The 13,737-nt window shown below is 62.3% G+C and carries 11 protein-coding genes; 4 read left to right on the top strand and 7 right to left on the bottom strand.

Going from position 1 to position 13,737, the window contains the following annotated elements:
- Positions 1-11 precede the first annotated feature (11 nt).
- Positions 12-206, bottom strand: a complete 195-nt coding sequence (locus EMB92_RS10390) for a hypothetical protein (protein ID WP_190973654.1) — start codon at positions 204-206, stop codon at positions 12-14.
- Between the two features lie 95 nt (positions 207-301).
- Positions 302-3,679 (bottom strand): DUF5107 domain-containing protein, encoded by a 3,378-nt coding sequence (locus EMB92_RS10385; protein ID WP_150394803.1) that lies wholly within the window; start codon positions 3,677-3,679, stop codon positions 302-304.
- 202 nt (positions 3,680-3,881) lie between these two features.
- On the opposite strand from EMB92_RS10385, the gene EMB92_RS10380 reads away from it, so the two are divergent.
- From EMB92_RS10380 to EMB92_RS10365, 4 genes are all read left to right on the top strand, one after another.
- On the top strand, positions 3,882-4,772 hold the full coding sequence (locus EMB92_RS10380; RefSeq protein ID WP_190973653.1) for an AraC family transcriptional regulator: 891 nt from the start codon (positions 3,882-3,884) through the stop codon (positions 4,770-4,772).
- Between the two features lie 144 nt (positions 4,773-4,916).
- The gene (locus EMB92_RS10375; RefSeq protein WP_150394801.1) at positions 4,917-6,029 is read left to right on the top strand and encodes an ATP-binding protein; all 1,113 of its coding nucleotides are present in this window, start codon (positions 4,917-4,919) and stop codon (positions 6,027-6,029) included.
- Positions 6,030-7,002: 973 nt separating this feature from the next.
- Positions 7,003-7,371: a hypothetical protein gene (locus tag EMB92_RS10370; RefSeq protein ID WP_150394800.1), complete on the top strand. Its 369-nt coding sequence runs from the start codon at positions 7,003-7,005 to the stop codon at positions 7,369-7,371.
- A gap of 223 nt (positions 7,372-7,594) precedes the next feature.
- The gene (locus EMB92_RS10365) at positions 7,595-8,041 is read left to right on the top strand and encodes an RbsD/FucU family protein (RefSeq protein ID WP_043165789.1); all 447 of its coding nucleotides are present in this window, start codon (positions 7,595-7,597) and stop codon (positions 8,039-8,041) included.
- A 154-nt stretch (positions 8,042-8,195) separates the two neighbouring features.
- Here EMB92_RS10365 and EMB92_RS10360 read toward each other — a convergent pair whose 3' ends face one another.
- The 5 genes from EMB92_RS10360 to EMB92_RS10340 form a co-directional block, all read right to left on the bottom strand.
- On the bottom strand, positions 8,196-9,092 hold the full coding sequence (locus EMB92_RS10360; protein WP_150394799.1) for a dihydrodipicolinate synthase family protein: 897 nt from the start codon (positions 9,090-9,092) through the stop codon (positions 8,196-8,198).
- A gap of 121 nt (positions 9,093-9,213) precedes the next feature.
- Entirely contained in the window at positions 9,214-9,984 is a 771-nt protein-coding gene (locus EMB92_RS10355; RefSeq protein WP_150394798.1) for an amidohydrolase family protein, read from the bottom strand.
- Between the two features lie 44 nt (positions 9,985-10,028).
- Positions 10,029-11,318 (bottom strand): sugar MFS transporter, encoded by a 1,290-nt coding sequence (locus EMB92_RS10350; RefSeq protein ID WP_150394797.1) that lies wholly within the window; start codon positions 11,316-11,318, stop codon positions 10,029-10,031.
- A 130-nt stretch (positions 11,319-11,448) separates the two neighbouring features.
- A complete protein-coding gene (locus tag EMB92_RS10345; RefSeq protein ID WP_150394796.1) occupies positions 11,449-12,240 on the bottom strand; it encodes an SDR family oxidoreductase in 792 nt (263 codons plus the stop codon).
- Positions 12,241-12,429: 189 nt separating this feature from the next.
- On the bottom strand, positions 12,430-13,713 hold the full coding sequence (locus EMB92_RS10340; RefSeq protein WP_150394795.1) for an enolase C-terminal domain-like protein: 1,284 nt from the start codon (positions 13,711-13,713) through the stop codon (positions 12,430-12,432).
- Positions 13,714-13,737: the final 24 nt, after the last annotated feature.

Here is a 13,737-nt window from a genome sequence, read left to right as displayed (position 1 = left end):
GTGGCAGCAGCTCACGACCGGCGCAGCACGGACCTGCGCACCGGCACGATCTCCACCGATTCGAGCGCGGCGGTCTGCCCGTCGGAGCGTTCCGTGCGCGCAGCCATCGCGGATTCGACGTTCACGTTCGCACCCTCGCGGATCGGCGTGATCGTCAGGACGAGACGACCGCGTTCGGAGACGAGCAGGTCCACGCAATCGCGCAATCCCACCTCCCACACGTCGCCGTTCGCGAAATTGTCGTCGACGAGCGTGCCGCCGCACCACAGCCAGCCGATGTCGCAGTGACGTCACAGCGCCGTCACAGCGTGTGGCGGTTGGCGACCTCGTCGGCGAAGAGGTTCGCCTGGATGTGGCTCGGGTCAAGCCCGCGTGCCTCATCGAGGAAGCGTGCGGCCGCGGCCTTGTCGCCGGTGCCGATGTTGGCGAGCGCCATCAGGTACAGGCAGTGGGTGCGGTTCATCTTCGTGTAGTCGTTCTCGAAGATGAGGAAGTCGGGCAGCGAGACGGCGAAGTAGTCGATCTTGACCTGAGCGGACAGATGCTGCTCGCCGTAGTCGAGCAGACGGTAGAAGCGGGCGTTGGCAGGGCCCTCCTCGCCGAGCGCCTTGTGGGCGAGCCCCTGGAAGAGGATCATCTCGGCCGGCTGGTCGTTGTAGTACATCGCACCCTTCACCTCGTCGGGGCCGATCGTGGCCTGCCGGAATTCGGCGCGGGCCGTGTCCTCGTCGCCGAGTTCGCGTTCGACGACGCCCAGCAGGTAGTGGATATCGTTGTCCTTCTGGCCTTCGAGCTTGCCTTCGCCAAGGTTCTCCGGGTAGACGAGCGTCTTGACGAGCAGCTCCTTGGCGCGCTCCCAGTCGCCTGCGGCCATCGCGTCCTTGGCGAGCAACGTGAGCGCGATGCGGTACTGCGCGGTGATCTTGCCTTCGCCGCCCTCCCACGGGTGGAAGCGGCGCCGACCCATGAGCTCGTAGGCCTTCGCGTAGTTGCCGGTGAGGTTGAGCACGGTGAGGTATTCGATGTACAGGTCGTCGCGTTCGGCCACCACGTCGAGGTGACGCTCGAATTCGACAAGGCGCTGCGCGTAGGTCCATCCGATCTTGCGGTGCAGCTGGTCAAGTTCGAGGAACACGCGGGCGTCGGATTCGTCGAGTCGATACGCCTCTTCGATCTCGCGTTCGGCGGCCTTCGCGTCGCCGCGCTTGTTGTAGTAGGCGAGCGCGAGGTTGCGATGCACGGTCGGGAATGCGGGGTCGCGGTCGCGCGAACGCTCCCACAGTGCGATGGCCTTGTCCGCCTGGACCTTGTCGTAGTACAGGCATCCAAGGTAGTACGGGGCCTTCGCGCCGTTCACGGTCTCGATGGCGAGGTTCAGCGGGGCGATGTCCTCGAGCTTGTTCGGGAAGCAGTAGTCGGACGGGCAGGCTTCGGCCTCCTCGAATGCGGCGCGTGCCTCGTCTGCGCGGTCGAGCTGGAAGAGGTAGTAGCCCTTGTAGTAATTGACCATAGGCTGGCGTTGGTCGGCGAGATCGAGTAGCGCCAGCGCCTCCTCGTAGGCGCCGAACAGGGCGTAGTCGCGGGCGGTCTGCAGGTGGTTCTGGTGGAATCCGCGCATGAGTCGCGCGAGTTCAGCGCCGGTCTCGGCTGCCGCATCATCGTCGCCGGCGGCACGCGCGACGAGCACGCGCTCGTAGCCGGACACGAAGTCGAATGCGTCGACGCCGAGGTTCTCGTCGAGCGCCGCACGCGCCTCGTCAAAGCGTCCGAGCCGGCGCAGCAGGTACGCCTTGAGGCCGCGCGCCTTGATGTTCATCGTGTTGCGGGTCAGCGCGGTCTCCACGTAGTCGAGCGCGTCGGCGAGGTCGCTGCGGCGCGTGGCGATGGCGGCCATGTAGAGGAAGGCGCGTTCCTTCTGCGTGTCGTCCCATGTGGCCTTGTAGAACACATCGAACGCCTTGTCCATGTTGCCTTGGAGGAAGAGCGCAAGTCCGAGGTTGTAGTGCGGTTCGGAATCGTACGGCTGGGTGTTGTGCTTGGTGAGGCGCTTGATGGCGGTGCGGAAATGCTGCTCCGCGCCGGCGAAGTCGCCACGGCGTAGCAGGAGCCGGCCGTACGCGTTGTTGATGCGCGCATCGTCCGGATCGCGTTTGAGACCTTCGAGATAGTACGGGTCGGGCATGTAGGTGGCGTGACGGTACTGTTCGAGGTGCATGCCGGCGAGGAGCAGTTCCTCGTTGGTGAGGATGCGTTCCGGTTCGTCGGCGGCCTTCGCCGGTTCGGGCAGTTTCTCGATCTTCGCGGGCTGAGGCGTGTAGTCGATGAGCGTGCGCCCGTCGGCGGCGGTGACGGTGGCGGTCACGTCGCTTGCGGCGGCGTCGCCGGTCTCGAATTCGGCGCGCACGGTGTCGTTCGGGCTGAGACGTCCATTCCACGCGTACAGTGTGACACCCGTGCGGTCGTCGGTCACGGTGACGTGCGCATCGTCGAACACCTGCGTCGCGTACACGGTGACGCGGCCCTGTCCGACCTTGAGCCCCTGCGCTTCGATGCCTTCAGTCTCGCCGGCCGCGCCGAACGTGTCCTCCGGACCGATCTCCAAGTTGACGGCCGCTTCGATCGAGGCGTTCTTGACCTGGCCGACGGCCTTGTACGGCATGAAGTACTGAGTGAAGGTCTTGCCCTCGTACGGCTTGAGCCAGGTGAAATCAGGCTGGTTGTCGGTAAAGACGCCGGTCATGAGTTCGACGTACGGACCGTTCGTGTCGGTCAGGTTGCGGTCCCATGCGCGGCCGAAGTCGCCGTTGCCCCACGTCCACTGCTTCTTGCCCGGGGAGACGTGGTGGTCAGCCACGTGCAGGATACCGGCACCGACGCCGAAGTCGTAGCCGCCGACGAAGTTGTAGTCGGAGTGCGCGGCCATGTAGCTGGTCGGCACCGGCACGTTCTTGTAGCGTCCGATGTCGACGCCTTCGGAGTAGTCGTGCTTGTAGTAGGTTCCGGTGGCGATCGGGTAGCGGGAGACGTCGCGCTTGCCGTGATCCATAACGGCGGTCACGTCCGGCGGCATCACGGTCTTCGTGTGGTCGTTGACGGGCACGGCCGGGTTCGCCCACCACAGGAAGGTCTGCGGCAGGGCGGTGCCGTTGTACAGTTGCGCGGTGATCTCGATGTACGCCTTGCCGGGGTGGAGCGCGATCGTGGTGACGACCTGCGTGCCGTACATCTGGTCGGTGTCGTGGCATTGGACGGCCTTGCCGCCGTCGGCGAGATCCACGACCCTGTAGTCGACGGGCAGGTAGGTGGTGGGACGGTGGTGCTGCGGCCAGTTGAATTCGATGCCGCCGGAGATCCACGGTCCGGTCAGGCCCACAAGCGCGGGCTTGATGACGTCGTTGCGGTACACGAAGTCGTAGTCGTTGGTCTTATCCTTCGCGTACTGGATGCGTCCGCCGAGTTCGGGCAGGACAGTCACCTCGAGGTATTCGTTTTCGAGGATGACGGCCTTGTAGTCCTTGTCCTTCTTCTCGTCGCTGATGGTTTCGATGACGGGGTACGGGTAGACGCGCCCCGAGCTGCCCTGGTAGACGCGCTTCTCGATGAATTCGGGGTTCCTGTCCGCCGCTCCGATCTCGTAGGTGGGGATCGTGATGACGGTGTCCCTGATGGTCACGGCCATGGTGTTGCTCCTTCGTTGGATACTGCGGCCTTTCGCCTTTGCATGAGTAATGTGTTGATTACTTGCCTACAAGACTAAAGCGGATTTTCAATGATATTTGCTGTTTTCCTGCTTTCCAATATAGAAAAATTGCGGACGCAAAACCATGCGGCCGCAGGTACACTTAAGGAACACGCGAGCACACGAGAGAAGGAGACCCCGCATGAAACCGGCCGAACACGGCATCCTTAACGAGGGATCGGACTTCACCATCTACACGCCGAGCAAAACCGCGATACGGACCTTTCTCTACCCCCTGCGCGTCGGTTCGTTTCACTACGAGGCCGGATACCGGCAGGAGCGCAACTCCTTCGACAGCTTCCTGCTGATGGCGATCCGCCGAGGCTCGTTCGACGTCACCACACCGCGCGGCACGTCCCATGCCGCGAAGGGCGATTTCATACTGGTGGACTGCTATGAGTGGCATTCCTACGGTACCAACGAGCCGAGCGACGTGCTGTGGATGCATTTCGACGGCCCGACGGCGCGCGCCTACTACGAACTGATCACCTCCCGCCTCGGCACCGTGTTCGCGTTGAAGGACCCGGGTTATGCACTGACTCGCCTCGGCAACATCTATGGCACGTTCCATTCCGGCAAGCGCATTTCGGAACCGCAAATGGCGAAGTACATCACCGACATCCTCACCGAGTTCGCGATGGCGGCGGCCGATTCCGGCGCTTCGGAGCAACGCCAGCCGCACGCCATCGAGGATGTGCTCACCTACATCGCGAACCATCTGGCCGACCCGTTGCCGATCGGTGATCTCGCGTCCCTCGCCCATATGAGCGAATACCATTTCATTCGCGTCTTCAAGAAGGAGACCGGGTACACGCCGCACGCCTACATCGTGGACGCACGCATGCACGCCGCGAAGTACATGCTCATCAACTCGGACCTGCCGCTGAAACGACTGTGCGAAGAGTGCGGCTTCACCGATGCCAGTTCGTTCTGCGCCGCCTTCAAACGCAGGAACAACGTCTCCCCCATCGAATTCCGCCGTCAGGCGCGGCTACCCGCCACGACGGAGCAGCACCGGATCAGTGTCCGTTAGCCGCAAGAATCGCATCTGTTCTGCCCCGAATCGGACGCGATGCGTTATCGCCGAGTCGCAAGACGAATCACTTTTGAAACTTTTTATTTTTTTGATATTTTTGATTTCGGATGTGATAGACCTATCGGCAGACAGGGATGACACATGAGAAACGTTGCAAATCCATTCAAGCCGACCGCCGGAGGCGAACCCCCGCTGCTGATCGGACGACGCAAGGTCATTCGAGACTTCGAGAAGGGTCTCGACAACGGCGTGGGCGCACCGGGACGCATCATGCTCATCACTGGAGCGCGAGGCACGGGCAAAACCGTCATACTCACGGTCTTCGGAGACAAGGCGCGCGCACGGAAGTGGGACGTCATCGAGGAGACCGCCTCAGAGGGTCTATGCGAACGCATGGTCAACGAACTACGGGATCGGGATGGACTGCTTGACCGCCTTACCATCAAACCGTCGTTGAGTTTCGCCGGCGCAAGCGTCAGCCTCGGCGAGGCCGAGCTCACGCCGAAGCGCATGCCTGAGACCTTGCGTAAGGCGATGGCCGAACGCATCACCCTGCTGGAGAAGCACCACGCCGGACTGCTCATCTCCATCGATGAAACGCAGGCGGCCGACCGATCCGACATGATTGCCATTGCAACCGCCATCCAGCATCAGATCAGGGAGCGCCGCAACATCGCCATCGTGTTCGCCGGACTGCCGCAGATGGTCTCGGACCTGTTCAATGACGAGGTGATCACGTTCCTTCGTCGAGCGAAGATGAACGTACTGACCAGTATCCCCGTCGATGAGGTACGGGATGCATTCCGCACGACCTTCCATGATTCCGGCATGCACATCGATGAGCGGCAATTGCAGACGGCGGCCGCCGCCACATGCGGATACCCGTACATGATTCAGCTGGTCGGATACCACATCTGGGACGCGGCGGATATGCGCAATTCCGACGAAATCTCCGACGATGACGTCTCGCAGGGCATCGCCGAGGCAAGAATCGACCTCGACAACGCCGTCTGCATTCCGGAACTGCACGGACTGTCGAGGAACGACCGCGCATACCTCAAGGCCATGGCACAGTCCGACGGTCCTTCGTCGACAACGGCGGTGGCCGAGCGCATGGGTAAGACACCCAATTACGCGGCCACCTACCGCAAGCGGCTGCTCGACGCCTACGTAATCCGCGAAGTCGAACGAGGCGAGGTCGATTTCGCAGTGCCCTTCCTGCGAGAGTTTCTGCGGAGACATGGCGATGAGTGAAATGACGTCCGTCGCTCACCCGCCGCGGGGAATCATTTCTGAGGCTTCTGCTGTTTTCGTGGGTTGGTCGGCTGGGTGGGGTAGCCGGTTGTTGGATGCCCGGAACACTCGGTGCTTCGATTCGGCCCCGGCCTGTGCGACGGGGGTTTGTTCGAGCGAGTTGCGCAGGAGCTCCCTGAGCTGACAGGCCCGGTAGAGCCGTCCCCGTCGTGTCCGTTGCGCCTTCGTTCGCGTTGTCCGCTTGTCTCGTGGGATTCAGCGTGGAAAACGCCCACAATCGTGCTGAGTCCCCCGGATTCGCGGGACTCAGCACGATTGTGGGCGTTTTCGTCGCTGAGTCCCGCGGCTTGAACGCCTGCCCTGCGCCCGCCCGTCAGGCATGGAATAGCAATCATTGGAATTCCAACGTTTTGCGGCGGTGCCGACGAGGCGTTTCCGGTCCTGTGTTGGTGTGGGCGGGTGTGGTCGCGGGACTCAGCGCGACGATCGCGGGGAATCGCGCTGAGTCCCCCTGATTTACGGGACTCAGATGCGGAATCGGCTCTGGCTGCGCTGAGTCCCCCGCGGACTGCCGAAACGGACCATAGGACAGCGCGCAAATCAGCGGAATTCGGAATCAGGTAATGGAATGCCACCACTGGAATGCCGTCATTTCGGCAATGAAAAGCCCTCTTCCTAAAGCCCAACGGCAAACAGCCACCCACGAAAACAGCAATAGCGCCTCATTTCTCGACACCATATTTGTATGACAATTGTCATACAATCTCCTATACTGGAGAATCAGAGGATAACGAAATCGAGATACACCCTCACGCATTGAGACCGCACCATCTGACGCGCGAGCAGATCGAATCGGCTTCGACCAGCAGCGACGATCAATCGAACTGGTGTACGTCGAGACCGCCGATCCGCGGCCACTAGTCATACACGCCAATTTCCTTACCAGAGGATTCTTCAAGGAATGGAGTCAGGCATGAACAGGAAGCAGTACATCGCCAAAGACGGAACGCCCATTACCGACGATATGGTGGAACGCTGGGCCAGCGAAGCGGAACATGGATTCACGAATTCGACCCTGACACGCGAAGCCGACCCGTTTCCGCCAAGTCGCGTTGACATGCGCGCGCACACCATAAGAATCCCCGACGAACTGTGGCGACTGGTAGAGGCCGCGGCCAGTGCCAAGCACGTTACGCCAAGCGAATACACTCGACAGGCTTTGGGCGATAGTCTTGCGCAGTCAGGACTCACCCGCGAGCAGAAGGTTGCGATCTATGCACAGACGCACGGATTAACGCAGGCTGAAGCCGTGAACGCACTCATCGACAAGGCCCTGGCGTAGTTGAGGCGTAGCTGACGTATGCAGCGGCGCTCCGTCAATAATCAGCCAGCTGCCGCCATCACGTATCAGCAGAAAAGTGCCGGATGGGTATCGAAATTTTCGTTCCTGAGCGGTATGATGGGAGCATCGACTGGGGCTTCGCCGAACGGCGAGATCGGGTCGAGGCGTCGGGGCGAGGCAGCCTGCGGACGCGAACACGAATAGGCACAAGCAAGGAGGCTTCATGCTCAAAGGTATTCCGAAGATCATCCCGCCGGAACTGTTGAAGGTGCTGTGCGAGATGGGCCACGGCGATCAGCTGGTCATCGCGGACGGCAACTTCCCGGCCGAATCGATCGGCAAGAACGCGATCGTGGTGCGCATGGACGGCCACGGCGGCGACGAGATCCTCAAGGCGATCCTGACGGTCTTCCCGCTGGACACCTACGTGGACAAGCCGGCCACCCTGATGGAGAAGGTGCCGGGAGACACCGTCGCCACCCCGATCTGGGATGTGTACGCGGACCTCATCAAAGAGCACGACGAACGCGGCGCCGACGCGATCGGCTCCCTCGAGCGCTTCGCGTTCTACGAGCAGGCAAGGAAGGCGTACTGCGTGATCGCCAGCGGCGAATCGGCGCAATACGCGAACCTGATCCTGCAGAAGGGCGTCGTGTTCAACGCCGAATAGGCGGGTGGACGAATACGGGCAAGGCCCCTGTTCCGTTCGATTGTTTGGATCGGAGGGAACGGGGCCTTGATGATTTCAGCATCTTTGACTACCCCTCAGACCCGCTTCGCGGGCCGGCTCCCCTGACAAGGGGAGCCGAAAGAAAAGACAGGAGTCAGCTGTCGAGGATCTCCCGGATCGCGGCGTACTGGGCGTCGGTGAGCTGGACGGCGGGTTCACGGATCAGCGTGGAAATCGGCAACCCCTTGGCCTTGACGGCGCCCTTGATCGCGGAGACGAACAGGTCGGACTGGTCGTAGAGCGCCATCAGGTGGCTGATGCGCTGGGCGGAGCGGATCGCGGTGTTGTAGTCGCCCGCCTCGTACGCGGTGTGCAGGTTGGCGAAGGTCTCCGGCTCGACGTTGGTCATGCCGCAGATCACGCCGTCACCTCCGGAGACGCGGTTGACGAGATAGTACTCGTCGAATCCGGAGAACACGGCGAATCGCGGATTGACGGCCTTGACCGCGCGGATCACCTTGCGCGTGTGGCTGATCGTGTCGACCGTGTCCTTGATGCCGACGATGTTCGGATACTCGGCGGCGAGCTCTGCCACGAGCTCCGGCGTCAGGTCGGAGCCGGTGCGCGGCGGGAAGTTGTAGAGGATCACCGGAATGTCGACAGCACTCGCGACCGCGCCGAAGTACGCCTTCGCGCCGCCCGCGGTGGGGCCGAAGTAGTACGGCGAGACGACGACGAGCGCGTCGACGCCACTGGCCTCGGCGGTGCGGGAGAAGTCGAGCACCTTGTCGATGTTCGTGTCGCCCACGCCGGCGAACACCTTGATGCGTCCGCCCACGTGACGCACGACGAAGTCGACGACCTCCTTCTTCACGTCGAGCGGGAAGGCGTAGAACTCGCCGATGCTGCCGAAGATCAGCACGCCGTTGACGCCCGCCTCGATGAGGTGGTCGAGATGTCTACCCCAGTTCTCGTAGTCGATGGAGCCATCGTCCCTGGTGATGGTGATGGAGGGGCAGATGATGCCCGAGAATACGGCGTTGTCCGTCATGTGATTCCTTTCAATATGCGTCACTATGCGCCAACATGCGCCGAGGGGCGGCGGAACATCGGTTCCAACCGCCCCTCGGCACCGAATGGTTATGCAATGGTTACATGGTTATATATACAGGCTACGCCTCGATGCCGTAGGCGCGGCGGGCGTTGTTCGCGAAGAAGTCCTCGTCCTCGCCGAACGTGTCCAGCATGAGCTGGAAATGCGCGGCGAAGGTCGAGTTCAGTTCCACGACCGGCCAGTTGGAGCTGTACAGCACCTTCTTCGGTCCGAACGTGTCACGCACGTACTTCACGATATCCGGGTCGACCGGGTTGTCTCCCGAGACCTTGATGTAGGAGTTCGGCAGCCCCGCGAGCGCGGTGAGCGCGGCCTTCGTATCGTCGTCGAGCCCCGGCGCGTTGCCGAGGTGGTCGACGATCACCGTGACCTGCGGCACCTGGCTGAACGCCTTGGCCATGTCGGGCAGTTCGGCGCCGCGATTGCACAGTTCGAACGGCAGCCCCTTGTCGGCCATCGCCTCGAGTCCTTCGATGAACGAGGTTTCGAGGCAGCGGCCGCGCGGTTCGGAGTCGACGTGGAGCGGTTCGCGGATGCCGTCGGCGTTGATCGGGATGCGCATCCAGGGACTCACGTCGCTGCGGAGCATGCGCTTGAGGATCTTCGGGGACGGGTTGTCGAACAGGAGGCGATCCTCGAGCTCGTGGTCGGCCGCGTCGACCTCCACGTACACGCCGCCGAGGAAGTCGACGCCGAACTTTGCGTATTCGGCTTCGAGGTCCTCGACCGTGTACTTGTGCTGGAGGGCGGGCAGTCCCGCGAGCCACGGCAGATCCTGCGTGTCCGGATCCCAGATGTGGAAGTGGGAGTCGATGACCTTCAATGCCATGATGGTGGCCTTACCTTTCGATCAAGCGATCAGAGTCCAGCCGATCAGGCTTCTTCCTTGAGGCCGATCTTGCAGCCCCAGAAGGCGTACCAGACCAGGAACAGGAACAGCGGGACGGTGCACCAGAGCATGACGTTCATGCCGCCGGCATCGGTGATCGCGCCGTAGATGAGCGGGATGATCGCGCCGCCGACGATGGACATCGTGATCAGGCTGGAGCCGGTCTTGGCCGCGGCGCCCTTGAGGTGGGACAGGGCGAGGGCGAAGATCGTGCCGTAGGCGATGGACATGAAGAAGTACAGGGCGATGAACGTGATGACCGAGACCTTGCCCAGGCCCATGGCGGTGAGGATCACGAGGATCGTGGCACCGATCATGTAGACGCCGAGGATCTTGCCCGGGTGGAACTTGGTCATGAACGGGGTGGTGACGAATCGGCCGATCGCGAACATCAGGGTGAGGATGGCGAGGAACGTGGCGGCCGTACCGGCGCTCATGCCCTCCCACTGCTGCTGCGCGAAGGTGGAGAACGTGGAGAAGCCGATGGTCTGCAGACCCACATACACGAATTCGGCGATGACGCCGAGGACGACCCACGGCTTCTTGAGCAGGGCGCCGATCGAGCTGTCCTGACTCGAGCCGCCGGCGGCCTCCTCCTCGTCGCCCGGAGGCGAGGGGAGCTTGGCGAAGACGAACACGGCGAGCACGACCGCGAGAATGATGCCGATGACGATGTAGAACATGCGGGTCTGGCCCATGAAGGCGACCTTGGCCTCGTCAAAACCGGGATCGCCCCTCTTGACGGATGCGGTGTTGCCGAGGATCATGCCGAGGATCAGCGGGCTGACGACCGAGCCGACCGCGTTGAAGCTCTGGGCGAGGTTGAGGCGGAACGATTCGCCCTTCTCATCGCCGAGCTTGGTGATGTACGGGTTGCAGTTCGCCTCGAGGGAGGCCGCGCCGAGGGCGATGACGAACATCGCGAACAGGAACAGGCCGTAGCTGAGCGAAGTGGTGGCGGGGATGGTCAGGAACGCGCCGATCACGAAGAAGATCAGGCCGCAGATCATGCCGCCCTTGTAGCCGAAGCGCTTGGCGACCATCGTCGCCGGGATCGCCATCACGAAGTAGGCGCCAAAGTAGGCGACCTGGAGCAGCGAGGACTCGGTGCTGTTGAGATTGAGGTAGACGGCAAACGGATCACGGATGGCGCTGACGAGGTTCATCGCCAGACCCCAGATGAAGAACAGCAGCGTGACCAGCGCGAACGCGATGATCCAGGTCTTGCCGCCCGAGGTCTTCGACGCCGATGTCGAGGAGGATGGGGATGACATGGTTCTTTCCCTTTCTTTTCTTAACTTATTGACTTCTATATGCCACACGGTAAGAGGCACAGCCCCGGGTGGGGCCGTGCCATTATAACGGGCTTGAAACGGTCTTCATCGAACCGTTTCGCCGGTGTCGTCAGCTCAGGGCGCGGTCGAGGTGGACGTAGCCGCCGTCGACGAAGACCCACTGGCCGGTGGTGTGGCTTGAACGGTCGGAGAGCAGGAACGCGGCCTCGTTGCCGATCTCCTCGGGGGTGGTCATGCGGTGCTCCAGCGGGATCTTGTCGGTGATGAGGGACAGACGCGCCTGCTGGGCGGCCTCGTCGCCGAAGGTCTTGATCCAGTTGGCGTACAGCGGGGTCCAGCATTCGGAGACGACGATGGCGTTGACGCGCACGCGGTCATTGACGAGAGCGGCGGCCCATTCGCGCGTCAGTCCCAGGATCGCGCCCTTGGCGGCCGCGTAGGCGCTGGTCTTGCCCTGGCCGGTCAGGGCGGTCTTCGAGGCGATGTTCACGATCGCCCCGTGGCTTTCCTTCAGGTAGGCCACCGCGGCGTGGACGAGCTCGTAGTAGTGGGTGAGGTTGCCGTGGATCGACTTCTCGAACTCCTGCCAGCTGGTGGTCTCAAGGTCCTTGTTGTCGTTCTTGCCGGCGTTGTTGACGATGCCGTCGATGTGGCCGTACTTCTTGTACGTCTCCTCGACGATCGGCGCGATCTTGTCGGTGTCGTTCAGGTCGAGCAGGTGCACGTCGTAGTTGGTCGTGTACTGTTCGATGTCCTTCTTGAACTCCTCGAGCGCGTCGTCCGAACGGTTGATGACCACCGGAATCGCACCCTCCTGGGCCAGCTGCAGGGTGATGCCCTTGCCGATGCCCTTGAAGCCGCCGGTGATGATGATGACCTTGCCTTCGAGATGCAGATCCATGGGAACTCCTTCGTCCATCCTTATGCTGCGGTTGCGTGCATGTGGACCATATGTGACCCCGTGCACGCCCGTCCGGGGCTGCGGCGCCCCGGACGGATTGTTGTCTGCGGTTGTGTTCAGTTATGTTCAGTTATGGGTATGTTCAGTTATGCCCCGCCCGAGGACGGGAAGTGTGATGGTTACGGCGATTCAGCCCTTGTACAGGTACTTCTCCGCCGTTTCGAGCGTCATCTCGGTGCCGTTGCCCGGGGCGAGGGGCGCGACGTAGTTGCCGTTCCTGATCTCGGTCGGGTGGACGAAATGCTCGTGCTGGTTGTCGACGTATTCGATCATGCGACCGTCCATCGTGCCGGAGACGGCGACGTAGTCGAACATCGCGAAATGGCATACGGCCTCGCACAGGCCCACGCCGCCCGCGTGCGGGCAGACGGGCTTGTTGAACTTGCGTGCCATCAGGTATTCGAGGACGATCTCCTGCGGGCCGGCGACGCGCGTGGCGTCGATCTGCATGATGCCGAACGCGTTGGCCTGCAGGTACTGCTTGTAGAGGATGCGGCTCTGCATCTGCTCGCCGGTGGCCACCGGAATCGGGTTGATGGCGCGGGCGATCGTCGCGTGACCGATCACGTCGTCCGGGCTGGTCGGCTCCTCGACCCACGCGAGGTCGAAATCGTGGAACTTGTTGATCCATGCGATGGCGGTGGGCACGTCCCACACCTGGTTCGCGTCGACGGCGAGACGCACGTCCGGACCGATCGCCTCGCGGGCCTTGGCGAGACGGCGAAGATCGTCGTCGATGTTGTGACCGACCTTGAGCTTGATCTGCTTGAAGCCCTTGACTTCGGTCTCCTCCTTGGCGAGCGCGACCATCTTCTCGTCGGAGTAGCCGAGCCAGCCTGCGGCGGTGGAGTAGCCGGGGTAGCCGACCTCCTTGAGGTGGGCGATGCGTTCGGCCTTGCCCTTCTGGCCCTCTTCAAGGATCTCGATGGCCTCCCGGGGCGTCAGGGCGTCGGTCAGGTAGCGGAAGTCGAGCGTGGCGACGAGCTCCTCGGGCTCCATTTCGGACAGGAGCAGCCATAGCGGCTTGCCGGCGCGCTTGGCCTTGATGTCCCACAGCGCGGAGAGCACGGCGCCGATGGCCATGTGCTCGACGCCCTTCTCGGGGCCGAGCCAGCGCAGCTGGGAGTCGTGGACGAACAGGTCCCAGGCGATGCGCATGTTGTCGAGCAGCTCCTCGACGTTGCGGCCGATGAGCACCTGCGACATCGATTCGATGGCCTTGCACACCACGTCGTTGCCGCGTCCGATGGTGAACACGAAGCCGACGCCCTTGATGCCGTCGTCGGCGGAGGTGGAGATCTCGACGTATGCGGACGAGTAGTCGGGATCGGGGTTCATCGCGTCCGATCCGGACAGCGTGGTCGACGTGGGGAATCGGAAATCGTAGGTCTTGACCTGGGTGATCGTACTCATGTGTTCGGGCTCCTTTGCCTTGCT

It is taken from the genome of Bifidobacterium callitrichos (assembly GCF_008698085.1).
GTDB lineage: Bacteria > Actinomycetota > Actinomycetes > Actinomycetales > Bifidobacteriaceae > Bifidobacterium > Bifidobacterium callitrichos.
The sequence above is the reverse complement of the archived record's forward strand: the minus strand, read 5'-3'. Positions and strand labels throughout refer to the sequence as shown.